Origin of the sequence: Paraburkholderia phytofirmans (assembly GCF_046028095.1) — a bacterium.
Classification (GTDB): domain Bacteria; phylum Pseudomonadota; class Gammaproteobacteria; order Burkholderiales; family Burkholderiaceae; genus Paraburkholderia; species Paraburkholderia phytofirmans_A.
The window spans coordinates 768,840-792,473 of record NZ_JAQQDJ010000002.1 but is presented as its reverse complement, the minus strand read 5'-3'; the positions used below and the strand labels follow the sequence as shown (position 1 = coordinate 792,473).

At 63.5% G+C, this 23,634-nt stretch carries 25 protein-coding genes; 17 read left to right on the top strand and 8 right to left on the bottom strand.

Features of this window, described 5'->3' with window-relative positions; genetic code table 11:
- On the bottom strand, positions 1 to 978 hold the full coding sequence (locus PQR54_RS08065) for a BMP family protein (protein ID WP_106308871.1): 978 nt from the start codon (positions 976 to 978) through the stop codon (positions 1 to 3).
- Between the two features lie 209 nt (positions 979 to 1,187).
- Here PQR54_RS08065 and PQR54_RS08060 point away from each other — a divergent pair, with 209 nt between their 5' ends.
- The 3 genes from PQR54_RS08060 to PQR54_RS08050 are packed head-to-tail and all read left to right on the top strand — an operon-like array spanning position 1,188 to position 4,781.
- Complete coding sequence (locus PQR54_RS08060) at positions 1,188 to 1,988, top strand: cysteine hydrolase family protein (RefSeq protein ID WP_408244853.1); 801 nt, start codon at positions 1,188 to 1,190, stop codon at positions 1,986 to 1,988.
- Complete coding sequence (locus tag PQR54_RS08055; RefSeq protein ID WP_408244852.1) at positions 1,985 to 3,184, top strand: amidase; 1,200 nt, start codon at positions 1,985 to 1,987, stop codon at positions 3,182 to 3,184. Before PQR54_RS08060 ends, PQR54_RS08055 begins: the two co-directional genes overlap by 4 nt.
- Positions 3,185 to 3,194: 10 nt before the next feature.
- The gene (locus PQR54_RS08050; RefSeq protein ID WP_408244851.1) at positions 3,195 to 4,781 is read left to right on the top strand and encodes a gamma-glutamyltransferase family protein; all 1,587 of its coding nucleotides are present in this window, start codon (positions 3,195 to 3,197) and stop codon (positions 4,779 to 4,781) included.
- A gap of 7 nt (positions 4,782 to 4,788) precedes the next feature.
- On the opposite strand, the gene PQR54_RS08045 is transcribed toward PQR54_RS08050, so the two are convergent.
- Genes PQR54_RS08045 through PQR54_RS08035 form a run of 3 tightly spaced genes read right to left on the bottom strand, consistent with a single transcriptional unit; the run spans position 4,789 to position 7,084 of the window.
- The gene (locus PQR54_RS08045; RefSeq protein WP_408244850.1) at positions 4,789 to 5,379 is read right to left on the bottom strand and encodes a flavin reductase family protein; all 591 of its coding nucleotides are present in this window, start codon (positions 5,377 to 5,379) and stop codon (positions 4,789 to 4,791) included.
- Entirely contained in the window at positions 5,370 to 6,122 is a 753-nt protein-coding gene (locus PQR54_RS08040) for a GntR family transcriptional regulator (protein ID WP_408244849.1), read from the bottom strand. The genes PQR54_RS08045 and PQR54_RS08040 overlap by 10 nt, the downstream gene beginning before the upstream one ends.
- Positions 6,119 to 7,084, bottom strand: a complete 966-nt coding sequence (locus PQR54_RS08035; protein ID WP_408244848.1) for a polysaccharide deacetylase family protein — start codon at positions 7,082 to 7,084, stop codon at positions 6,119 to 6,121. Before PQR54_RS08035 ends, PQR54_RS08040 begins: the two co-directional genes overlap by 4 nt.
- A 318-nt stretch (positions 7,085 to 7,402) precedes the next feature.
- Between PQR54_RS08035 and PQR54_RS08030 the strand changes: the two genes are divergently transcribed.
- The 9 genes from PQR54_RS08030 to PQR54_RS07990 all read left to right on the top strand — a co-directional run bounded on the left by PQR54_RS08030 (position 7,403) and on the right by PQR54_RS07990 (position 16,752).
- Positions 7,403 to 8,461 carry an ABC transporter ATP-binding protein gene (locus PQR54_RS08030; protein WP_408244847.1) on the top strand — a complete coding sequence of 353 codons (1,059 nt, stop codon included), beginning with the start codon at positions 7,403 to 7,405 and terminating at the stop codon, positions 8,459 to 8,461.
- Between the two features lie 69 nt (positions 8,462 to 8,530).
- On the top strand, positions 8,531 to 9,826 hold the full coding sequence (locus PQR54_RS08025) for an ABC transporter substrate-binding protein (protein ID WP_408244846.1): 1,296 nt from the start codon (positions 8,531 to 8,533) through the stop codon (positions 9,824 to 9,826).
- A gap of 96 nt (positions 9,827 to 9,922) precedes the next feature.
- Positions 9,923 to 10,837 carry an ABC transporter permease gene (locus PQR54_RS08020; protein ID WP_408244845.1) on the top strand — a complete coding sequence of 305 codons (915 nt, stop codon included), beginning with the start codon at positions 9,923 to 9,925 and terminating at the stop codon, positions 10,835 to 10,837.
- Positions 10,838 to 10,839: 2 nt separating this feature from the next.
- Positions 10,840 to 11,745 (top strand): ABC transporter permease, encoded by a 906-nt coding sequence (locus PQR54_RS08015; RefSeq protein ID WP_408244844.1) that lies wholly within the window; start codon positions 10,840 to 10,842, stop codon positions 11,743 to 11,745.
- 142 nt (positions 11,746 to 11,887) lie between these two features.
- Positions 11,888 to 13,168: an acyl-CoA dehydrogenase family protein gene (locus PQR54_RS08010; protein ID WP_408244843.1), complete on the top strand. Its 1,281-nt coding sequence runs from the start codon at positions 11,888 to 11,890 to the stop codon at positions 13,166 to 13,168.
- 95 nt (positions 13,169 to 13,263) lie between these two features.
- Positions 13,264 to 13,782, top strand: coding sequence for an SLATT domain-containing protein (locus PQR54_RS08005; RefSeq protein ID WP_408244842.1), 519 nt, complete (start codon positions 13,264 to 13,266; stop codon positions 13,780 to 13,782).
- A gap of 424 nt (positions 13,783 to 14,206) precedes the next feature.
- Complete coding sequence (locus tag PQR54_RS08000; RefSeq protein WP_408244841.1) at positions 14,207 to 14,977, top strand: DUF4118 domain-containing protein; 771 nt, start codon at positions 14,207 to 14,209, stop codon at positions 14,975 to 14,977.
- A gap of 102 nt (positions 14,978 to 15,079) precedes the next feature.
- Positions 15,080 to 15,916: an alpha/beta hydrolase gene (locus PQR54_RS07995; protein ID WP_408245015.1), complete on the top strand. Its 837-nt coding sequence runs from the start codon at positions 15,080 to 15,082 to the stop codon at positions 15,914 to 15,916.
- A 26-nt stretch (positions 15,917 to 15,942) separates the two neighbouring features.
- A complete protein-coding gene (locus PQR54_RS07990) occupies positions 15,943 to 16,752 on the top strand; it encodes a MipA/OmpV family protein (RefSeq protein ID WP_408244840.1) in 810 nt (269 codons plus the stop codon).
- A gap of 57 nt (positions 16,753 to 16,809) precedes the next feature.
- On the opposite strand, the gene PQR54_RS07985 is transcribed toward PQR54_RS07990, so the two are convergent.
- Positions 16,810 to 17,514, bottom strand: coding sequence for a YceH family protein (locus PQR54_RS07985; RefSeq protein WP_408244839.1), 705 nt, complete (start codon positions 17,512 to 17,514; stop codon positions 16,810 to 16,812).
- Positions 17,515 to 17,721: 207 nt separating this feature from the next.
- Between PQR54_RS07985 and PQR54_RS07980 the strand changes: the two genes are divergently transcribed.
- The 3 genes from PQR54_RS07980 (at position 17,722) to PQR54_RS07970 (ending at position 19,493) form a co-directional block, all read left to right on the top strand.
- Complete coding sequence (locus tag PQR54_RS07980; protein WP_408244838.1) at positions 17,722 to 18,294, top strand: lipocalin family protein; 573 nt, start codon at positions 17,722 to 17,724, stop codon at positions 18,292 to 18,294.
- 81 nt (positions 18,295 to 18,375) lie between these two features.
- A complete protein-coding gene (locus PQR54_RS07975) occupies positions 18,376 to 18,948 on the top strand; it encodes a helix-turn-helix domain-containing protein (protein WP_408244837.1) in 573 nt (190 codons plus the stop codon).
- 8 nt (positions 18,949 to 18,956) lie between these two features.
- Positions 18,957 to 19,493: a GNAT family N-acetyltransferase gene (locus tag PQR54_RS07970; protein WP_408244836.1), complete on the top strand. Its 537-nt coding sequence runs from the start codon at positions 18,957 to 18,959 to the stop codon at positions 19,491 to 19,493.
- Positions 19,494 to 19,504: 11 nt separating this feature from the next.
- Here the strand turns inward: PQR54_RS07970 and PQR54_RS07965 are convergent, their stop codons facing one another.
- Complete coding sequence (locus tag PQR54_RS07965; protein WP_408244835.1) at positions 19,505 to 19,900, bottom strand: PaaI family thioesterase; 396 nt, start codon at positions 19,898 to 19,900, stop codon at positions 19,505 to 19,507.
- Positions 19,901 to 20,183: 283 nt separating this feature from the next.
- On the opposite strand from PQR54_RS07965, the gene PQR54_RS07960 reads away from it, so the two are divergent.
- Positions 20,184 to 21,404 (top strand): MFS transporter, encoded by a 1,221-nt coding sequence (locus tag PQR54_RS07960; RefSeq protein WP_408244834.1) that lies wholly within the window; start codon positions 20,184 to 20,186, stop codon positions 21,402 to 21,404.
- A gap of 16 nt (positions 21,405 to 21,420) precedes the next feature.
- Here PQR54_RS07960 and PQR54_RS07955 read toward each other — a convergent pair whose 3' ends face one another.
- Positions 21,421 to 22,053: a LysE family translocator gene (locus PQR54_RS07955; protein ID WP_408244833.1), complete on the bottom strand. Its 633-nt coding sequence runs from the start codon at positions 22,051 to 22,053 to the stop codon at positions 21,421 to 21,423.
- A gap of 154 nt (positions 22,054 to 22,207) precedes the next feature.
- Here PQR54_RS07955 and PQR54_RS07950 point away from each other — a divergent pair, with 154 nt between their 5' ends.
- Positions 22,208 to 22,468 (top strand): BON domain-containing protein, encoded by a 261-nt coding sequence (locus tag PQR54_RS07950; protein WP_408244832.1) that lies wholly within the window; start codon positions 22,208 to 22,210, stop codon positions 22,466 to 22,468.
- A gap of 3 nt (positions 22,469 to 22,471) precedes the next feature.
- Here the strand turns inward: PQR54_RS07950 and PQR54_RS07945 are convergent, their stop codons facing one another.
- Positions 22,472 to 23,632, bottom strand: a complete 1,161-nt coding sequence (locus tag PQR54_RS07945; protein ID WP_408245014.1) for an acetate/propionate family kinase — start codon at positions 23,630 to 23,632, stop codon at positions 22,472 to 22,474.
- Positions 23,633 to 23,634 lie beyond the last annotated feature (2 nt).

The following is a 23,634-nucleotide window of genomic DNA, read 5'->3' as shown; positions in this document are numbered from 1 at the left end:
TCAGCCTTCGGAGACCTTGATCTTGCCGCTTTCGATGTCCTGTTCGATCTGCTTGATCTTCGTCGACATCTGCGGCGTCGGCGTGCACACCACCATGCCCGACGCTTTCGGCCCCATTGCCAGGCCAAAGGCCTTATAGCCCGGCTGCCAGGTGCCGGCCGCCATCTGGTCGATCGCGTACTGCACCTGATAACCGACGCCGGTGATCGAATACGCGATATACAGCGGGTCGGTGCCGCAGCGGTCCGTATAGCTGCCGATCACGTGCGTGTGCTTCTCGTTGGCCGCCTGCTCCATGCCGCGCAAGCCGAGATTGAGAATGTGATAGTGGACGTCCGCGCCTTGCGAGATCGCCGCGAGCGTCGCTTCCTTGGCCTTCGACACGTTGTCGAAGTCGCCCGTATAGCTTTCGAAGTATTTGATCTTCGGATTGATGGAGCGCGCGCCGTTGCCGAACTCCTTGCCGGCGTTGACGATGGACGGAATCTCCATGCCGCCCACGTAACTCACCGCGCCGTTCTTCGACAGCATCGCCGCGGCCGCGCCGGCGACGTAGGCGATCTCCGCCTGCTTGACGTCATAGCCGGCCACGTTCGGCGGCATGTCCTGCCCCTTGTTGCCGCCGACGATCGCGAACTTCACATTGGGAAAACGCTTCGCGATCTTCAGCACCGACGCCTGGGTCTGCCCGCCCACGCCGATCACCAACTGGTTCTTCGACGCGAGATTGGTCAGCGCCTGTTCCATGTCGGCGTAGTTGATGTTCTCGATCATCTGCGTCTTGAGCTTCGGGCCGAGTTCCTTCTGCGCCGCGACGAGGCCGTCGTAGCCGGATTCCATCCAGCCTTTGTCCGACTTCGAACCGGGAATCAGCACGCCGACGCGCAGCGGATCCGCGGCCACGGCATGGATCGCACTGGTGGATGCGGCGAGCGCGACGACGCAGGTCGCGAGGGTCTTGAACTTGGCGATCGACATTCTGGCATTCCTTTTGCGTTTGGTTTGGGTAAGTAGGTTATTCATGAACGAAACCAATGCAACTTCGATGCCATGTGATCGGTTTTGCGGCACGTGTTCCTTGTTTTCAACCTGCCTGCTGAAGCGATTCGAAGCACACACAAGCAGTACGTGGCGCCATCCACGCAACCCGCTTTCCTTAGCGATCCAAACCCGATGGAGAAGTCTCAATGAAACAGCACGACGCATACGGCACAAGCGTTTCCGGTCAGTTGGGCCGCGACGGGCGGCCCCGCTGGAGCGCGAGTGAAACGCTCGTCGACATGTCGTTGCCCGCGCCTGAACCGGTCGTCGCGACCCTGCCGTGCGAGCCGCAAAATGTCCGCATCGATCTGCGCAGCACGGCCATTATCGTGATCGACATGCAAAACGACTTCTGCACCAACGGAGGTTGGGTTGCCCAGATTGGGGGCGATTTCGCGGTCGACCGCGCGCCGATTGCACCATTGCAGCGCTTGCTGCCGGTGCTGCGCAAAAGCGGCGTGCCGGTCATCTGGGTCAATTGGGGCAACCGGCCCGACCTCGCCAACATGCCGCCGAATCAGTTGCATCTATATAAGCCGACCGGTGCAGGCACCGGTCTCGGCGAGCCGCTCGCGAGCAACGGTTCGCACGTGCTCGAAAAAGATTCGTGGGCCGCGGCGGTGGTCGATGAACTCGCGCCGCTGCCGCAAGACATCTGCGTGGACAAGTACCGGATCAGCGGCTTCTGGGACACGCCGCTCGACAGCATCCTGCGCAACCTCGGCATTCGCACCGTGCTGTTCGCGGGCGTGAATACCGATCAGTGCGTGCTGCATTCGCTCACCGACGCCAACTTCCTCGGCTACGGCTGCGTGCTGGTGGAAGACTGCTGCGCGACGTCGTCGCCGGACTTCTGCACGGAAGCGGCTGTCTGGAACGTGAAGAAATGCTTTGGCTTCGTCACGGATTCCACGCGAATCGTCGATGCCTTGTCGGACGCCGCATGAGCGCGTTCATTCCGGGCCCGCGCGTGCAGCTCGCCGCGACGGCGAGCGGGCCACTGGACGGCTTGCGCTTTGCAGTCAAGGATCTGATCGACGTCGCCGGCGTGACGACCGGCGGCGGCAATCCCGACTGGCTCTCGATTCACTCGCCGGCTCGCGTTCACGCGCCATGTGTCGACGCGTTGCTGGCCGCCGGCGCGATGCTCGACGGCAAGACGATCACTGACGAACTCGCCTATAGCCTCGAAGGCGGGAATCATCACTACGGCACGCCGCTCAATCCGCGCTGGCCGCGAGCGCTGCCGGGCGGATCGTCGAGCGGATCGGCGTCGGCGGTGGCGAATGGCGACGTGGACTTTGCGTTAGGCACAGATACCGGCGGCTCGGTGCGCGTACCCGCCGCGTTCTGCGGTCTGTTCGGCATGCGGCCAAGTCATGGCGCGATTGCGCTCGACGGCGTGCTGCCGTTCGCGCCGTGCTTCGATACGGTTGGCTGGTTCGCGCGATCGATCGATGTATTGCAGGCAGTGGGCGATGTGTTGTTGCCGGTGATGTCGTGCGGTGATGGCGCTTCTTTAGACAGGCCGGTTCGCCTCACGCGCGTCGCCGAAGCGTTCGTGACTCGTGAGCGCAACGAACCCGACGACGCGGCGCGGCTCACCGCGCTGGCTGAATCGCTCGGCGCGCAAAGCTCGCGCAATGTGTTCAGCGGTGGCGGCGCTCGCTGGCTCGCATGCTATCAGGCTGTGCAAGACCTCGAAATCGACGCCTCGCTGGGCGAATGGATTCGTTCGACGCAGCCGCGCTTCGGGCCATCCATTGCGCCGCGTTTCGCGCGGCTGGAAACACTCGACAGACAGCAGGCAACGCAATGGCGCGCGGTTCTTCAGGAGTTACGCAGCGCGTTGGACTCGTTGTTCAAAGAAGAGGAAAACCCGGTACTGGTCATGCCCACCACACCCGTTTCGTTATTGCGGAAAGGCACCTCGGGCGAAGTAATCGGCCGCTTCTACGCAGACTCGCTCACCATGAACTCACTCGCCGCGTTCGGCGGCCTGCCGCAGATCACGCTCCCGTTCACCGACGCACTCGACCGGCCGCTCGCGCTGTCGCTGATCGGCGCGCGCGGCAGCGATCGCGCGTTGCTGAGCCTCGCGCGCGATCTATACTCGCGACACGTTTTCGCGCACCCTCAGTAGCGGAGCATCGATGCACAATCCACAACCCGCCGGCACTCATGGCGGCATGGTCACCAGTCCGCATGCGTTAGCCAGCGAGGCCGGCCGCGATGTCCTGCGCGCGGGCGGCAACGCCATCGAAGCGGCAATCGCGATCGGCGCCGCGCTGTGCGTGACGTACCCGCACTTCACGGGCCTGGGCGGCGACGCCTTCTGGGTGATCGGCGACCGGCAAGGGACGTTGCGCACGCTATCGGGCATCGGCCAGGCCGCGGCGCAACTGCCCGCATTCGACGGTGCGATTCCACTGCGCGGTCCGGCTTCTGCGATCACCACCGCCGCGACCGTCGATACTTGGAATCAGGCTTACGAGATCAGTCAAAGCGTTTGGGGCGGCGAGCAGTCGTGGTCGTCGCTGTTCGACCGTGCGCTCGAGCTTGCCGCCGACGGTTTCCCTGTCACGCCATCGCAGCATTTCTGGCAAACCCTGCGCGCCGGCGAATTGCAGGCGTTGCCCCGCTTCGCGGAGACCTTCGCGCCGCACGGCCGTATTCCCGCGATCGACGAGCGCTTCGTGCAACCGGCGTTGGCGAAAAGCATCGACCGTATTGCGCGTTTCGGCGCGCGTGAGTTTTATGAAGGCGATCTGGCCGAGCGCATCGCCATCGGTCTGCAGCAAGCGGGTTCACCGCTCAGTGCGAGCGACCTGGCCCGCACGCATGCGCGCGACGAAGCGCCGCTGCGGGTAGCTTATCGCGGCGGCGAACTGGTGAGCTTGCGGCCGCCCACACAAGGCGTGACGACTTTGCAGATCATGGGCACGCTGGAACGCTTCGATCTTGCCGCAATTCCAGAAGGCAGCGCCGACTACTATCACCTGCTGGTGGAAGCGGTCAAATGCGCGTTCGTGGATCGTGACCGCTTCGTCTGCGACCCGGAGTTCAATATCGTGCCGGTCGACGAGATGCTCTCGCCCGCTACGCTCGACGCCCACGCCCGCTCAATCCATCCGCGTAAAGCGCGCGCATGGCCGCATGTGTTCCGCCCGGGCGATACGGTGTTCATCGGCGCGACGGATTGCGAAGGCCGCAGCGTGAGCGTGCTGCAAACGGTCTACTTCGATTGGGGCAGCGGCGTGGTGGCGGGCGACACCGGCATTCTGTGGCACAACCGCGGCGCGTCGTTCAGCACGAACCCCGCGCATCACAATGCCGTGCAGCCGGGCAAGCGGCCTTTCCATACGCTCAACCCCGGCATGTATCTGAAAGACGGCCGCCCGCAACTGCTGTTCGGCACGCAAGGCGCGGACGGTCAGCCGCAAACGCTGGCGGCGATTCTCACGCGGCTCATCGACTACGGCATGGACCCGCTGACCGCCCTCGCCCGTCCGCGTTTTCTGCTCGGCAAGACGTTCTCCGATACGCGCGACGCGTTGAAACTCGAAGCGGACGCCGGCGCCGACGTGTTCGCGGCGCTCGCCGCACGCGGACATGAAGTGAGCGCGATCGATGCGCAAAGTCCGTTGGCGGGGCATCCGGGCGTGATTCGCATCGAGGCTGACGGATCGGTATCGGGCGCGCATGATCCTCGCAGTGACGGTCGTGCGCTCGCGGTGTGATGCCGTATCAGCCCAGCGTAAAGCGATCCCGCGTCGTCACATAATCGCTCGCGCCGAAGCGGCCCACCGGGAAATAATGCTGCAGCCGAACACGCCACGTTTCCGTGTCGATCAACTCGTCCCGCGCGTGCAGCCGATGCACGCGTCCAATGAAAATCTGCCGGCTCGTCGTCTCCAGCGTCTCCCATGTCGTGCACTCGAACGCGACGGGCGCTTCGGCAATACGCGGCGGCTTGACGTGCGAACTCGGCACCGGCGTCAAGCCGACCTCGGCGAGTTCGCTCACGTTCGGCGGCAGTCTTTCGCCGCATCGGTGCATTTTGTCCGCGATGGCTTCGTCCGCGAGATGCACTACGAATTCGCCGGTGCGCACGATGTTCACCGCCGTGTCCTTGAGCGTGCCGTCGGCCACGCGGTTGACGCTGATCATCACGATCGGCGGCTCCTCGCCGAGCATGTTGAACATCGAGAACGGCGCCGCGTTGATCGTGCCGTCGGCGCCGAGCGTGGTGACGAGCGCGATCGGACGCGGCACGATCAGGCTCGCCATCAGCTTGTAACGCTGGTATTCGGTGATCGCTTCGAAATCTATTTCCATGTCGACGCCTGGTGGGGAGTAACGGATGCGGTGATGCCGAGCAACTGGCCGAGGCTCTTTTCGCCGCGCATCCGTGAGGTTTCGATCCGTTCTTCGAGGTCGCGCAAGTGCGCTTCCATATGGGCCATCGCGCCTGCCGCATCGCGCGCCTCGATGCAGTCGACGATCGCCGCGTGCTCCGCGTGTTCGCACGGCGCATGCCCCGGCGGCTCATACACGCCGACGATCAGCGAGCAGCGCGAGACCAGTTCTTTCAGATAGTTTTGCAGAATCGAATTGCCGGCTAGCGCGGCGATTCGCATATGAAAGCCGCTGGCGAGCGTCGCCCACGAAGGCTGGTCGAAGCGATGCATCGCCTCATGTTCGCTCGCGAGCTGTTGACGCAACGCCTTGATGTCTTTGGCGTTCGCCCGCTGCACGGCGAGCTCGACCAGCATCCGTTCGACGGAGCGGCGCGCTTCGAAGATCTCGCGCGTTTCATCGGGCGTGGGTTCGGCAATCACCGCGCCCTTGTTCGGCCGCAATACGACGATGCCGTCATACGCGAGCTTTTCCAGCACGCGCCGCACCACCGCGCGGCCCACGCCGAACAACTGGCACAACTCGGGTTCCGGCAGCTTCGTGCCCGGCGTCAGACGATGATTCAGCACGCCGTCGAAGATCGATTGATAGATGCGCGCGTCGAGATCGGCATCGTCTTTCAAGGGCTTTTTCGCGGTAGCCGCGCCGGCTTTCGCGTTCATGCGATGGCCGGGCGCACGACGCCGTCCCGCTCCAGCACGTCCATATGATCTGCAATGGCGCCTGGCGTCGTGATCCACACGTCGCCTCGGGCGCGCGCCGCGGCGATATGTTTGAGCGCGCGGCGCAGATGCCGCAAGCGATAAGGCTGCCCCACCAGATACGGATGCAGCGCGATACCCATCACCAGTGCCTGCGGCTGCGCGCCGCGATTGGCCTGTTCGAGCATCTCGTCGAACTGGTCGACGATCATGTCGGCGAACGCGCGGCCATCCATATGGCGGCCCACCATCATCGGCAGATCGTTGAGTTCCTGCGGATACGGAATCGACCAGAGTGGCGCGCCGCGTGTGGCCATCCGCACGGGACGGTCGTCGTGACACCAGTTCAGCGTGTAGCGATAGCCGGTTTCCGCGAGCAGATCGGGCGTCAGATGGGATTCGGAAATCCACGGCGACAGCCAGCCGTGCGGCGCTATGCCGGACACTTCAGCGATCCTTTCGCGGCAATGCAAAAGCAGTTCGCGTTCGCCGGTTTCGTCGAGATCGCTCTGGCGGTGCGCGTTCGTGTGGCCGTGACCGATCAGTTCGTCACCGCGCGCCACGCAGGCCGCGATCAACTCCGGGCAATGATCGTAGAGCGCGGTGTTGATGAGTGTGCCGGCAGGCAACGCGAGTTGATCGAACAACTCGATACAGCGCCACGCGCCGACGCGATTGCCGTATTCGCGCCAGCTATGGTTCAGCACATCCGGCTGCGGCGAGATCGGACCGAGCGCGGCGCCGAGCCCCTCGCCAAAGGCAAAGTGTTCGATGTTGAAACCCAGATAGACCGCGAGTCCGCTGCCGCCGGGCCAGCGGTACGCGTCGCTGTCGGTAATCGGGCGGTATGCGAAGCGGCCATGCGTGGCAAGCAATTGACGCGCGCGACTCTCTGCGGCGGGCATGTTCCGTATGTCGTTCATTTGAAGAAGCCGTGGGTGAGAAAAAGCGCCGCGCCGCGTGAGCGCATGAACCGGAATGAACAGTTCATGCCCCGTGACGGACCCGGCACGCACCGCGATCGCGCAAAAGAAATCGTTGGAATCGCTAACGATCGACGCTGCGGATCGTTTGCAATATGCGAGCCAACTCGTAGACGTTAAGCACACCGGCACGTCGGCAATCAATCGGGCATCGCGATGCAAACGATGGCACATGTCTTGCATTTGCCTGGTCTCGTTCAGGCGCCGCATTGCTTTTTCTGCGCCTTGCTTTATCGTCGCTCACGAGGACACCCTTTCATGATTCAGCCTGCTTCAACGGTGCTCGAAACCAAAGCTGCCGACATCGAACTGGTGCACGTGTCGAAGCAATATGGCGACTCGCTCGCCGTCGACGCGATCGATCTGCGCATCGACGGTGGCCAGTATTGCTGCCTGCTCGGGCCATCGGGATGCGGCAAGACCTCGACCTTGCGCATGATCGCCGGGCATGAATCGGTCACCGACGGTGACATTCTGATTGCCGGCCGCAACGTCACGCGCGCCGAACCCGCCGCTCGCGGCACGGCCATGGTGTTCCAGAACTACGCGCTGTTCCCGCATCTGAGCGCGCTCGACAACGTCGCGTTCAGCCTGAAGATGCGCGGCATCGCTAAAGACGCGCGACGCAAACGCGCTCGCGAACTGCTCGAACTGGTCGCCATGTCGGCGTACGCGGAACGCAAACCGGCGCAGCTATCCGGCGGTCAGCAGCAACGGGTCGCGCTCGCCCGCGCGTTGCTGAATCAGCCAGGCTGCCTGTTGCTCGACGAACCGCTCTCCGCTCTCGACCCGTTCCTGCGCGTGCAGATGCGCGCCGAACTCAAGCGCTGGCAGAAAGAACTCGGCATCACTTTCGTGCACGTCACGCATTCGCAGGAAGAAGCGATGGCGCTGGCCGATCTCGTCGTGGTGATGAGCCATGGACGTATCGAGCAGAGCGGCACGCCGCATGAAGTGTTCAACCGTCCGCGCACTGAGTTCGTCGCGCGATTCCTCGGCGGCCACAACGTCTTCAATACCAATGGCCGCTCGTTTACCGTGCGCGCCGATCATCTGCGCGTCGTGCCGCATGGCATTACGCCGGTGCAGAACGCGAGCGGCGACAGCGGCATGACGCGCATCGGCGGCGTGCCCTGCACCGTGCGTGAAGCCGAATATCAAGGCACGCATCTGCGCGTGACGCTCGACCCGCTCGACGGTTCGCCCGAACTCGTCTCGCTCGTGAGCGACGGCGATTACGACCCGGCGCGGCTCGGTCCGGAGGCGCGCGTGGTGGTCTGGTGGGAAGAGCGGGACGCGCATCCGCTCGCGGCGTGAGTATCGCGTTCCCACGCACTGAACAAGCAATAACCAAACGTCAATCGAACGTCAACTGAGGAGAAAGCAATGAGTGAAGCGAACGAAAGCCCGGCAGCGGCCGCAACCGATGTGAAGGAAAAAGGCCTGTCGCGCCGCACGTTCATCAAGGGCGCGGTGGCGGCGGCCGGCATTGCCGGTTTTCCGTACGTGCACGCGCAGGAAAAAATCACGTTGCGCTACCTCGGCACGGCGGTCAATCAGAGCGCCGACATCGCGAAGAAATTCAAGGAAGACACCGGCATCGAGATTCAATACGTGCCGGTGACCACCGACGACGTCGCCAAACGCATCATCACGCAACCAAACTCGTTCGACATCGTCGACACCGAATATTTCGCGCTCAAGAAGCTGATTCCGGCCGGCACGCTGGCCGGCATGGACGCGAAGCGCATCAAACTCGCCGACAAGATCACGCCGGTGCTTACGCGCGGCGAAGTCAACGGCAAGAAGATCGGCGATCAAGGCACCGCGCCGAAGAAAGTGATGTTCCTCACCGGCCCGCGCTCCACGGAATTCTCCGCGACGCCGACCGAATGGATGACGCTGATTCCCACCACCTACAACGCGGATACGCTCGGCATTCGGCCCGACCTGATCAAGCGGCCCGTCGACAGTTGGGCGGAACTGCTCAATCCGCAGTTCAAGGGCAAGGCGGCGCTGCTGAACATTCCCGCGATCGGCATCATGGACTCGGCCATGGCGATCGAGGCGATGGGTCACATGAAATACGGCGACAAAGGCAACATGACCAAAGCCGAGATCGATCAGACCATCAAGATGCTGATCGAAGCAAAACGCGCCGGCCAGTTCCGCGCGTTCTGGAAGGACTTCAACGAGAGCGTGAACCTGATGGCCTCGGGCGAAGTGGTGATCCAGTCGATGTGGTCGCCGGCAGTTACGAAAGTGCGAACCATGGGCGTTGCCTGTAAGTTTCAGCCGCTCAAGGAAGGCTACCGTTCGTGGGCGTCCGGCTTCGGCTTCCCGCGTTCGCTGCAAGGCAAGAAGCTCGACGCCGCCTATGAGTTCGTTAACTGGTTCCAGGACGGCTGGGCCGGCGCGTACCTGATGCGTCAAGGCTATTACTCGGGCGTGCTTGAGACCGCAAAAACGCACATGCAGCCCTACGAATGGGACTACTGGATCGAAGGCAAACCGGCCGCGCAGGACATCAAGGCGCCGGACGGCCAGTTGCTCGAAAAGACCGGTACCGTGCGCGACGGCGGCTCGTACAACCAGCGCATGGGCGCGATTGCCTGCTGGAACGCGGTGATGGACGAGAACATCTATATGGTCCAGAAGTGGAACGAGTTCATCGCGGCCTGATTGGCGCCGCGGTTCGATATGACAGCCGGCGCGCGACACGCCGGTTGTCACTACCTGTCCGAATGAACGCATAGTCCATTCTTTAGAAATACGCCCATGGCAACGATCGACCTTCCCTCGCACGCGCAGGACGAGCCCGTCAAACACCGCCGCGCACCGGCGTGGTTGCAGGCGACACCGCTCTCGCTGACCTTCCTGCTGTTTTTTATCGTGCCGCTGGTCATCACGCTGATCGTCAGTTTCTGGGACTTCAACGAATACCAGATCATTCCCGCGTTCACACTGAAGAATTACGCGGCGATCTTCAATGGCTGTTCGTCGCTGACTGATGTATGCGTCACCTTCAAGACATACTGGTCGACGCTCAAGTTCTGCGCGATCGTGTGGGCGGTGACCTTGCTGCTGGGGTTTTCGATCGCGTACTTTCTCGCGTTCCACGTGCGCACCACGAGCATGCAGACCGTGCTGTTCCTCGTCTGCACGATTCCGTTCTGGACCTCGAACGTGATCCGCATGATTTCGTGGATGCCGCTGCTCGGACGCAACGGCCTCGTCAATCAGGCCTTAATAGGCGCGCATCTGATCGATCAGCCGCTGGAATGGCTGCTGTATTCGAACTTTTCGGTGGTGCTCGCCTTCGTTCACCTCTACACGTTCTTCATGATCGTGCCGATCTTCAACGCGATGATGCGCATCGACCGCTCACTCCTCGAAGCCGCGCGTGATGCCGGCGCGAGCGGCTGGCAGGTGGTGCGTGACGTGGTCTTGCCGCTGTCGAAAACCGGCATCGTGATCGGTTCGATCTTCGTCATCACGATCGTGATGGGCGACTTCCTGACCGTCGGCGTGATGGGCGGCCAGCAGATCGCGTCGGTGGGCAAGATCATTCAGGTGCAGACAGGCTACCTGCAATTCCCCGCAGCGGCCGCTAACGCGATCATGCTGCTGGCTGTGGTGCTGATGATCGTATGGGGCTTGACGCGGGTCGTCGATATTCGCAAGGAGCTGTGAAAATGCAGGCCAGTCGCGTCAAACATCGGGAGCGCCGTCCGGCGAGTTTCTATTGGCTCGCGCTGCTGTTCGGCCTGTTCGTGCTGTTTCTCTACGGACCTGTGATCACGATTTTCATTCTGTCGTTTCAGGGCCCCGAAGGCGGCCTCACGTTTCCGATGCGCGGTGTGTCGCTGCACTGGTTCGCCATGCTGCGCAACGGTGTGGGCGATGTCGATATCTGGGGTGCGTTCGGGCGCTCCGTGCGGCTCGCGTTGGCGGTCACGGTGCTGACGGTGCTGTTTTCAGTCGCGGCGGGTCTCGCGTTTCGCAGAAAATTTCGCGGCGATACAGCGGTGTTTTATGTTTCCGTGGCCAGTCTGATCATGCCGTCCATTATCGTGTCGCTCGGCATCGGCTTGACGTTCCGTCTGCTGGATAACGGCGTGAAGTACTTCGCTACCGCGTGGGGCTATCAGTCTTTCGCCGACAGCTACACCACGTCGATGGGCCTGTTCACTTCGGCACTCGGCGCGCATCTGACGTGGACGCTGCCGTTCGGTTTGCTCGTCATGTTCGCGGTGTTCAACCGCTTCAATCCCGCTTACGAAGAAGCCTCGCGCGATCTGGGCGCCACGCCCTGGCAAAGCTTCCGGCATGTCGTGTTGCCGATCATCGGACCGTCGGTGGTGGGTGTCGCCATGTTCGGCTTCACGCTCTCATGGGACGAAATTGCCCGCACCTCGCAGGCGATCGGCGATCAGAACACCTTGCCGCTCGAGCTTCAGGGTCTCACCACGTCGGTGACCACGCCCGTGATCTACGCGCTGGGCACCATGACGACGGTGTTGTCGCTGACCGTGATGGGCGTGTGTCTGCTTGCCGTGCGATTGCTGGCGCGCAGGCGCGCGGTGGCGGCACTGAAATAAGCCGCGCCGCTTATCGCGGCGCGCGTCGCAACCATTTCACTCCTGCTGCTAAGAATCGGCCAAATACTTCGTTGCTAGCACCCGGCAGCGTCCCTTACCGTTCTCTGATTGCGCCTCGCGCGCATCCCGTTTCGGAGAACCCATGTCCGCAGTTGAGCTAGCAACAAACCCGCATCACAGCATTGCCGACGCCGCGCAACTCTTCGGCGACGACCCGCTGACCCGCCGCTTCGCGCCGGTTTTCGCGCGTATCGCCGAGGGCGCGGTCGAGCGCGAACAGCATCGCGAACTCGCCTATGCGCCCATCGAGTGGCTGCGCGAAGCCGGCTACACCAAACTGCGCGTGCCCAAACAATACGGCGGCGAAGGCATCTCGCTCACGCAGTTCTTCGCGCTGGTTACGCGCCTCGGCGAAGCGGATTCGAATCTGCCGCAAATCCTGCGCGTGCATGGCGGCTTTATCGAATCGCTGCTGGAAAACAGCGACGACTCGCTGCGCGACCGCTGGCTCACACGTGTTGCGCAAGGTCAGATTGTCGGTGGTGCGGTGTCGGAGCGCACTGGCGTCACCAACAACAGCGTGCGTCTTACGCAAACCGACGGCGCATGGCATCTCGACGGCGAGAAGTACTACACCACCGGCACGCTCTACGCGGACTGGGTGGACGTCACCGCGCACGACGGCCAGAGCGATGTGCGCGTGCTCGTCAAAGCCGACACGCCAGGTGTCGAACGCATCGACGATTGGGATGGTTTCGGGCAAAGGCTCACGGGCAGCGGCACGGCGCGCTTCACCCACGTGCCGGTGTCGCTCGACAATCTTTACCGCCGCTATAACGCCTCCGAGCCGCGTCGCAATAGTCTGCTGACGGCTTACTACCAGGCGCTACATGTCGCGAACCTCGCGGGCATCAGCCGCGCGGCGCTGCGCGACGCGGTCGCGTTCACCCAAGCTAAAACGCGCACCTTCGGTGTGCCGGGCGAATCGAGTCCGCGCGACAATCCGCTCGTGCATCGCGTGGTTGGGCGGCTCGCGAGTCTGGCTTACTCGACGCAGAGCATCAGCGCGTCGCTAGCGCGTGTCATCGACGACGTCTCGGTGGCGCGGCAGGAAGGCCGCACCACCGAACAGACTTACATCAACCTCGACATCCAGACCTTCCAGGCGCAACAGATCGTCATCGAGCAGACATTGCAGGCGGCGACGCTGCTGTTCGAAGTAGGCGGCGCATCGGCGACCAGCGAGACGCGCCGTTTCGATCGCTACTGGCGCAATGCACGTGTGCTGGCGTCGCACAATCCCGCGATCATTCGCGAGGCCGCGATCGGTGATTTTTACCTGAACGGCAACGCGCATAACGAGCGCTTCGGCGTGGCGCGGGAAGCGGTGTTGGCAACCGAAGCGGCCACGGCAACGGCATAAGGACCACTGCCGCCGGGGGGCGCCCGCTTCATGTGGCACAGTATCGTCAGACGCATGCGCTAAGCTTGCGCAACCGAACAGCCCTGACGAGCGACATGAAGAACTTGCCTGCCTACGAGCCGCCGGTCGACGAGAACCAGCTTCTGTTGAAATGGATCCGGCGCGCGCGCGAATCCCAGATGAGCCACTACGACATGGCCGATCTGCTGTCGGCGCGCGACCGCAAGGTCGGCTGGCTAGTGACCGCCTTGACCGCTTTCGTGGGCACGGCGGTGTTTGCGTCGCTGAATCTGTCGGCGGTTTCGCCGGGACTCAGGATCTTCGTGGGCCTCGTGAGCGTGACGGCCGCGGTCTCCGCCGCGTTGCAGACGTTCCTGCGCTACGCCGAGCGCGCCGAGAAACATCGCGCGGCCGGCGCACGCTATGGCGCGGTGCGCCGCCGGCTCGAAGCGATTTTCGCGGGCGATGCCGATGCGCGCGACGGCCACTACCTCACCGCTATCCGCGACGAACTCGACCGGCTCGCCGAAGATTCGCCCAACGTGCCGCCGCGCGTTTTCTACCGCACGCAGCGCACGCTGTCCGCGGATCCGCAACGCAAGCGCGGCGACTAATGCGGAACCGGATCGTCGTAAATGTTTTGTGTCATGTGTAAATAGCCTTAACTCGAATCGGCACACACCGAATACAAGTACGTTACGAATGCGGAAGTGCCGGCTTGCGTCGCTGTTCATGCACCTTAGATGCGAAAGCGCCGCGCACGATTTTAAGGGTGCTGCCCAAAACCCTCGCAAAGCCCCCAATTGCGCTTAAGCAAAACTTAAGCTCGAATACCTCATCATTCAGCACGTTGAAAATAGTCCGCTTTACCAGCGTCTATTCTGTCAGCCAATCGAAATACAACATTTGCGCCCGAACATTCAAATTTTACATTTGCCTGATTTTGAGTCAGCGCGCTTATGGTATTGTCCGGCCTGCGCTTGAATGCGCACGCCACACTCAATCGGGAAGCGCCGTCGCTCCCTATAAATACATATCATGGAAGTTCAGAACGCCCGACGCTGGGCACCACGGGGAACGCGCGCCTGGCTTACCGCCGCTGCCGCATTGGCGATTGCCGCCGGTGTGCGTCTGTTGCTCCACCCATTCATCGGCCCATTTCTGCCGGGCTCCGCCTTTTGTATCGCGGCGTCGCTGGTCGAGTATTTTTTCGGGCTGGCGCCGGCATTGACGGTCATGCTGCTCGGCCTGTGTGTTGCCGACTATCTATTCGTGCCGCCTTACGCGGACATTACCGTATTCGATCGCGCGGACCTGGCGCTGCTGATTTCCTATCCGCTCGTCACGCTGCTGGTGATCGTTCTGATCGAGCGTTTGCGGCGCTCGCAGTTTCGCGCGGAACTCATCGCCTCGGTCGCGCAGTCGCGTTATGAAATGCTGCTGCGTCACGATAACGAACGCATGCTGGCACGGCGCGCCGTCGATGAAACGCATCGGCTGCTGCGGCATCTGTCGCATCATCACAAGACCTTCATTTTTATTCAGGCGCTCGAGCGCAATGCCTTGCAGCAGGTGGACGACGTCAAGGCGCCAGGCGCGCTACCGCGTTTGCCCAATGAAATCGCTCCGGGCCCGCGCTTTGCCGATGTCGATCCCGACGACATTCAGCGGCTTGGCAAGGGAATGTGGCCGGGCAGCCATCGCGTACGCATGAAAAGCGGCGACGGCGCGCCGAAGCTCACCGAATGCGTGTGCGAGCGCTTCACGACGCACGCCGGCGACTTCCTCGTGTTGCGGATCGGAGCCTGAACCGTGAGCCACCCGACCAGCAAGCCGACCAGCCAGCCCACCGCCCAGCCCACCGCCCAGCCGAGCGCCCTGTTCTTCCCCGGCGACGATCACGCCGTGCTGATGTTGCACGGCCTCTCGAGTTCGCCGCTCGAATTGCGGTTCCTTGCGCGCTTTCTGAACGCCGAAGGCTTCACCACCTGCGCGCCGCTGTTGCCCGGCTATAGCGCCGGTTCCGACGAAGCCGCGATGGAAACGTGGATCGAGGCCGCCGTGCGCGAGTACGACGCGCTGGCCGCGCGTTTCGCGCGCGTGTCGATCTGCGGCCTGTCGATCGGCGCGGCGTTGGCGCTCGCGCTGGCGCAGCGCCGGCCGCAGGCGCAGTCGCTGGTGCTGCTTTCGCTCACGCTCTCGTACGACGGCTGGGCGATTCCGTGGTATCGCTTCCTGCTCAACTGGGCGTACTACACGCCGCTGCGCAAACGCTGGCGCTATCGCGAAGCCGCGCCGTTCGGCTTGCGCAACGAAGCGCTCCGGGCGAAGATCGCCCGCGCCATGCAGCGCAGCGATTTCAGCGAAGTCGGGCCGTCGACGATCTCGTTGCCTGCGTTACACGAAGCGAGCCGCCTCGCGTCGAACGTGCGCACGCTGGTGCGCGACATCAAGACCGATTGCCTGATCGTCCATGCGATCGACGATGAAACCTCGAGCCCGCGCAATGCCCGCTTCGTCGCCGGACATATCGGCGCGGCTTTCCTGCGCACGATCTGGCTGGATGATTCGTATCACATGATTACGTCGGACAACGAGCGCGAGATCGTCGCGCGCGAAACCGCGCTGTTTTTGCGCGAAAGCGAAGCCGCTCACAGCGGCGACGAAGGCGGCAAACAACAGGTCGTCTCGAAGGCGCTGGCGCGCCGCCTCAGGCAACTCGCGGCGCTCGGCAAGGAGCGCGTATGACGGCGGCGCGCAAACTTTTGAAGCCAATGAGAGTATCGTTTCTGCTCGTTGCGGCGCTGGGTGTTTCGGCGGCGCAAACCGCTCACGCGGACGACGCCGCTTCAAACGCGAATGCTGGTGCAGATGCTGGCATGAGCACCGCCGCCGACAGCAAATGGAAGATCGGCGCCGGCCCCGGCGTCGTCATAACGCCGAAATATCCGGGCTCGCGGCAGTTGAGCTACATCCCCTTCCCGGCGCTCGATATCTCTTACGACGACCGCTTCTTCTCACAAGGCCCGGACGTGCTCGGCGTGAACGTGCTGCGCAGCCCCGCGTATCACCTGGGCGCCGCGCTGAGTTTCGATTTCCAGTCGCGCAAGGAGTCGGACGATGCGCGCCTGCACGGTCTCGGCGACGTGGACGGCGGCCCCAAGCTCAAGCTGTTCGCCGACTACACGTGGTGGGCATTCACCGGCTCGGTCGCGTTGTATCAGGACATCGCCGGACATCATCAAGGGACGACGGTCAGCACGGATTTGCTGGCGTCGGCGCCGGTGGGCGGCTGGCTGTTTTCAGTGGGTCCGGGGTTCACGTGGGCGAACGGCACGTATACACGGACCTTCTTCGGCGTGTCGGACCAGCAAAGCGCCGCGTCGGGACTGCCCGCCTACAGCACGAGCGCGGGCGTGCGGGACATTCATATGAACGCGATGGCGACGTATGATTTTTCGCGCCACTGGAATGGTTCGGTCGCCGCGACCTTCGGGCGTCTTCAGCATGATGCCGCGAACAGCCCGATCACCGAAAAGCGCTTCGAACTCAATACGCTCGCTTCCGTGAACTACAAGTTCTAGGCTTGCCGCTTTCTCGCCTGCCGCGCGTGAGGTCATGCGCGGCAGGCCATGCGAACTCTATTCGCCTGCTGTGAGATCGGCAGCGTCGATGCCCAGTTCCGCCGCCATCCGGCGGACCACGGTCTGCAGCCGGCTCACTTCGTCGGCGAGACGCTTCTGTTCGGCCTTGACTGCTTCGAACGCGGACAGCGGCACCGAGTCGTCTTCTTCGCCCGGCTGCGCCAATTCGCTCACGCTCAGTTCACCGCACAGCAGATGCGTCCAGCGGTTCTCGCGCTCGCCCGGCACGCGGGCGAGTTTCACGACGCGTGGCGGGTCGTTGGCCGCGAGTTCGTCGAGAAACGCCTCGACCGATGAGATATCCGCGAAGCCATGCAGACGCGCGCTGTTCAGGCGCAATTCGGCCGCGGTTTGCGGACCGCGCAGCAGCAAGATGGTGAGCAACGCCGCCGACTGGCTCGGCAGTCCCAGCACGCGGTTCATGTTGTGCTCGAAGCGCGGCACACGGCTGCTGCTGCCTTCCATCACGAGGCTCAGCCGCTTCAGGCCGTCGACGGCGGTCAGCACCTCGGCTTCAGTGGCGTTCATGACCGGCGCGCGGCCGGTTTTCTGGTTGCAGCCCAAGGTCAGCGCGTTCAGCGAAAGCGGGTAGCTGTCGGGCACCGTGTGCTGCTTCTCGACGAGCACGCCGAGCACGCGTCCTTCGAGCAAGGTCAACGCGCGGATCGAAGGACGGGAAGAAGCGTCGGTAGTGGAATTCATAAGTGATGTCGCGGCAAATGCCGCCGGGTCTCGTGGATGAGGTGCCTTACCGTTGCACAGCCGGCCGGCGTTTTCTGGTTTGTGGGCACTATGATAAACGGCCCAAGGCGCGCGAGTGTGCGAATCTCGGCTGCGTCGTGACGCGCGTGGCCACACCTGGCATGTCGCGTGCTGCCACAGGAAGTCCTTTATTCATGGAGTCAATCGATGGCCCTACGCCGACAATCGGTGCTGCGCGTGAGCGCCCTTTCACTTGCGCTCGGCGCGGTATGCCTGCTCGGCGCCTGCGCGCTGAGCCCCGCCGGCAAGAGCGGCAACGCGCACGTGCCCGAGCCCGCCAAGCCCGTCGACCTGAGCCGCTACCTCGGCCGATGGTACGAACTGGCGCGCTATGAAAACGGCTTCGAACGCGATTGCGAAGCCGTCACCGCCGACTACGCCACGCGCGACGACGGGCTGATCGACGTCACCAACAGTTGCCATAAAGGCGGCGTGAATGGAGCGCTCGACGTGTCGAAAGGCCGAGCGAAAGTGGTCGCCGGCTCGGAGAATGCCAGACTGAAGGTGTCGTTCTTCGGGCCGTTCTTCTTCGGCAACTACTGGGTGCTCGATCACGCTGACGACTATAGCTGGTCGATCGTCGGCGAGCCGAGCGGCCGTTATCTATGGATTCTCACGCGCGAGGCCGTTCCCGCTGCGAGCGTGAAGGACGCGCTGGTCGAGCGGGTTCGCGCGCTCGGCTACGACACGTCGATGCTGCGCATGACCCGGCACGAGTAAGTCTGGCGCGCGGCTTCCGTCGAGCGGCCAACATTTTTCTCCCGCTTGACTCGTTTCCATATTCGAGATAATTTCCCGAATATGGAAACCACACTCTCCGACGACAACGCCATCGACCGCCGCATCGCGCAACGGCTGCGGGCGTTGCGCGCCGAGCGCAACTGGTCGCTCGACGATCTCGCCAAACTCAGCGGCGTGAGCCGCGCGACCTTGTCACGCCTCGAAAACGCCGCCGTGAGCCCGACGGCGAGCGTGCTCGGCAAGCTCTGCGTGGCCTACGGCCTGCCGATGTCGCGCCTGATGCACATGGTCGAGGAAGACTTCGCGCCGCTCGTGCCACGCGCTGCCCAACCGCTCTGGACCGACGCCAGCGTCGGCTTTCGGCGGCGCTCCGTGTCGCCGCCCGCGCAGGCGCTAAGCGGCGAGGCGCTGGAATGCGAACTCGACGCGGGCGTGCAGATCACCTACGACGCGTCGCCGCGTCCTGGGCTCGAACATCATCTGATCCTGCTCGACGGGCAACTACACATCACCGTCGACGGGCAGAGCCACGACATGCAACCGGGCGACTGCCTGCGCTATCAACTGTTCGGCCCCAGCGCGTTCGAGACGCCCGCGCACAGCGGCGCCCGCTACCTTCTCTTCATCGTGTGAGCCAGAGCATGCGTGAGACCGCCATCACCAACATCACCACCTTTACCGCCGACGACCTCGTGCGTCATCTTCCCGAACTCGGCGCGCTGCTGCGCGCCTGCGTGCATGACGGCGCGAGCGTCGGCTTTGTGATGCCGTGCGATGTCGAGGAAAGTGAAGCATTCTGGCGCGGCAAAGTATTGCCTTCGCTGCATGCCGGCGGTTTGGTGCTGTTGGTCGCGCGTCAAGGCGAGACGATCGCCGGCACCGTGCAACTCGACTACGACACGATGCCGAATCAGCGGCATCGCGCCGAAGTGCGCAAGCTGCTGGTCCATCCGGGCTTCCGCCGCCAGGGCATCGCGCGGGCGCTGATGACGGAGCTCGAACGCCATGCTGCTGTGCTGCAACGCAGCCTGCTCACGCTCGACACCCGCACCGGCGATCACGCGGAGCCGCTTTACTCGGACCTCGGCTATCGCACGGCCGGTGTGATCCCCGGATACGCGCGCGGCACGCACACCCATGAGTTCGATGCGACCACCATCATGTACAAGGCGCTATAAGCGTGTGCGCCTCAAGTCGTCCGTGAATACTTGAACGTGCCCTGCGCGCTGGCGATCAGCAGCTTGCCGTCCACCCAGGCCTCGCCGCGTGAGAAGAAAATCGAACGGCCCGCGCGCTCCAGAAAACCCTTCGCGGTGACGGACTCGCCGAGTCCCTTGTCGAGATAGTTAGTGGTCAGCGAGAGCGTGAAAGCATGCCGCGCCGGTGCGCCGCTTTCCGCAAAGATTCCCGCATAGCCCGCCGCCGCATCGAGCAGCGTCGCGATCGCGCCGCCTTGCAGCACGCCCTGGCGATTGAGCTTGCTCGCATCGATCGGCATGAGCAGTTCGGCGTAGCCATCGCGCCATTGCGTGAGGCGAACGCCGAGCGATTCGAGAAACGGGTTGTCAATAGGAAAGTCGGACATGGGCGGGCCTTTGTGTTCGAGATAAGAATGCAGCGGGCGCGCGTGCCGCGCGGCCAAACATGAGCAGTCAGCATACCCGGTTCATGGTTAGCCGACTTTCAGGTCAGAACCGCGACTGCGCCGGCCGGCGTTATCAACCTGCTCTCTTTGCGTCGCTCCAAGGCTCTTTGATCGGCTGTGCCCCTGCCCGCCTGGTCGATCCAGTTGCCCGCTCTCAGGCACAATCGGTTCTTCGCCGCTCGCCGCGGCCCGACGTCATTCGCCCGCATCCCATCCTGCCTCGATGAGTTCGACCACTCCCGCCGACGGCGCGCCGCACTGGCAGCGCAATCTCTATGTCTGTCTGTTCGGCTCGTTCACGACCATCGTGGCGATGACCCTGCTGCTGCCCTTTCTGCCGCTCTATGTGCAGCAACTCGGCGTCCATTCGGCCGCCGCCGCCGTGCAATGGTCCGGCGTCGCATTCGGCGCAACCTTCCTCGCCGCCGCGCTGGTGTCGCCGCTGTGGGGGCGCATGGCCGACCGCTACGGACGCAAGCTGATCCTGATTCGCGCGAGCCTCGGCATGGCCATCGTGATGTCCCTGCTCGGGCTTGCGCAGAATGTCTGGCAACTGGTGGGGCTGCGGTTTCTGGCGGGGCTGGTCGGCGGTTATGCGTCGGGCGCGACCGTGATGATCGCCACGCAGACGCCGCGCTCGCGCACCGGCTGGGCGCTCGGCACGCTGGCCTCCGGTGTGATGGCGGGCAGTCTGGTCGGTCCGCTGGTGGGCGGCGCGCTGCCGCCGCTGATCGGCATCCGCAACACGTTTTTCATTGCCGGCGCGATGATCTTCTGCTCGTTCATCGCGACCACGCTGCTCGTCAAGGAGCAACCCGTGGATCGCACGCGCGGCAAGGCGCACCACGCGGACGCGGCGACCGGCTGGGCCAGCGTGCCCGATCTGCGGCCCGTGCTGGCGATGCTGTTCACCTCCGGCTTGCTGATGTTCGCCAACATGTCGATCGAGCCGATCATCACCGTGTATGTCAGCCAACTGGTGCACGACGCACGGCATGTCACGCTGGTGTCGGGCTTCGTGATGTCGGCCTCGGCGCTGGGCAGCGTGCTGGCGGCTTCGCGTGTCGGCCGTCTCGCCGACCGCATCGGCGCGCCTAAGGTGATCGTGGCGTGTCTCGCGGTGTGCGCGGCTTTGCTGGTGCCGCAAGCGTTCGTCACGAGCGGCTGGCAACTGGTGGCGCTGCGCTTTCTGATGGGTCTCGCGCTGGCCGGCTTGCTGCCGTCGATCACGAGCGTGATCCGCCACAACGTGCCCGACCGCTCGGCCGGCTACATACTCGGCTATGCGACCTCGGCGAATTACGCGGGACAGGTGGCGGGGCCGCTCGCGGGCGGCTTTGCCGGCGCGCATCTCGGCATGCCGTCGGTGTTTCTCATCACCAGCGCGTTGATGCTTTGCGGGGCGCTGTTCAATGGCTGGGTGTTCAGGGCGCGCAACGGATAGCGCGCCTCGAGACAGCTCAGCGACGCGAATCGAGCGCGATGCGCACCGCGAGTCCGGCGAGCACGGTGCCCATCAGCCAGCGCTGCACCTGCAGCCACACCGGCCGCCCGCCGAGAAACACGGCGATCGAACCCGCCATGCTCGCGATCAGCGCATTGACCGTCACGCTGATGACGATCTGCACGCAGCCAAGCGCGATAGATTGTGCAAGCACACTGCCGTGCCCCGGCGAAATGAACTGCGGCAGCAGCGACAGGTACATCACCGCGATCTTCGGATTCGCGAGGTTGGTCACGAGGCCCATGGTGAAGAGCTTGCGGCGGCTGTCGTGCGGCAGATCGCGGACCTGGAACGGCGAGCGGCCACCCGGCTTGACCGCCTGCCATGCCAGATACAACAGATAGAGCGCGCCGCCGAAGCGCAACGCGTCGTACGCGTACGGCACCGTCAACAGCAGCGCGGTGATGCCGAACGCGGCGCAGAACATGTAGAACACGAAGCCGAGCGCGACGCCGCCAAGCGAGATAAGACCCGCGCGCCGCCCCTGGCAGAGCGATCGCGAGATCAGATAGATCATGTTCGGACCCGGCGTGAGCACCATGCCGAGCGAGACCAGGCCGAAGGCGAGCAGCGTTGTGAAGGCGGGCACGGCGTTCTCCTTTGTGAGCGGAAGTTGGGCAGTGGCGTCGAATATAGCCGATCCAGGCATTGGCCATGCCTCGGCATGGCTGCTGTTGCCGGCTACAAAATCCCGTAGTTCTGCTAGTGTTCTCGGCATACATATCAGCACAGCGGAGAAACCCATGCCTCACGCCCGAGCAGAGAAACACAAGGCAGACAGCGCACGTTTGAGCGACGCGCAGATCGCCGCGGAGGCGACTCGGCGTCTTGCCTGGGACGCCGCGGTCCCCGAACACGCCGTAAAAGTCCACGTCTCGCGCGGTCGCATCACACTGCGTGGCGAGCTAGAACGCGACCAGCAACGCACCGCGGCGCTCGAAGACGTGACACGCCTGTTCGGCGTAACCGGCGTATCGGATCACACCGTCGTCAAGGCTAAATGAAGGTCAGCCCTGCGTTGCCTGATGCAGCAGCGTGTGGCAATGCCGCGCGATCTGCTTTTCCTCTTCGGTGTGAATCGCTCTCACCTTGCCGGCCGGATCGCTTTCCGTCAGCCCCATGAAAGCCAGCCCGTCGCATACGCGCTTGCGAATCTCCTGGCTGTGTTCGCCGATGCCGCCGGTAAACACCAGCAAATCGATTCCGCCCAGCAACGCCGCATAACCGCCGATCGTCTTGCGCACGGCGGTCGCGAATGCATCGAGCGCCAGCGACGCATTCGCATCGCCCGTCGCGGCGCGTTTTTCCAGCGCTTGCATATCGCTTTCGCCGTCTGCGTAACCGGCGAGACCGCTCTGGCGATTCAGCAGCGTCTCCAATGCGGCGGCATCGAGCTTCTCCACGCGCATCAGATACAGCAGCACGCCCGGATCGAGATCGCCGCTGCGCGTGCCCATCGGCACGCCGCCGGTCGGCGTCAAACCCATCGACGTATCGATCGATCTACCGTCGCGCAATGCGCATACGCTCGAACCGTTGCCGAGATGTGCGAACACCGCGCGCGCGGGCAAGTCGGCGCCGAGCCGCGTCACCAGCGATTCGTACGAGAGCCCGTGAAAGCCGTAGCGCATCACGCCGGCCTCCGCGTAACGGCGCGGCAACGCAAGGTGTGCCGCGCGCGGTGGCAGCGTCGCGTGAAACGCCGTGTCGAAACAGGCGAAATGCGGTGCGTCGTCGAAAATCTTTTCAGCCTCGTCGATTAACGCAAGCGCCGGCGGAATATGCAGCGGCGCGAAGTGCACGGCATCATGCAGTTGACGGCGCACGTCGGCGGTAATGCGCTGATGCGCGCGCAAATGCGGTCCGCCATGCACCACCCGATGCCCCACCGCCGCAGGCCGGGCATGGTGCTGTTCTTTGAGCACCTGCGCGAGCTTTTGCAACGCGTCGATCTGCGATTCGAGCACGCGCTCCTGCTGCACCAGCACGCGGCCTTCGGGCGACTTGATCCGCAAACTGCCGTCGTCGCGCCCGATACCTTCGGCACTGCCTTCCAGCAGCAGGGATTCGTCATCGCCCGCGTGCCGGAACAGTCCGAACTTCAGCGACGACGAACCGCTGTTCAACACCAGAATCGTTTGGTCCTGTGTGAAGCCTTGAGTTTGCATGG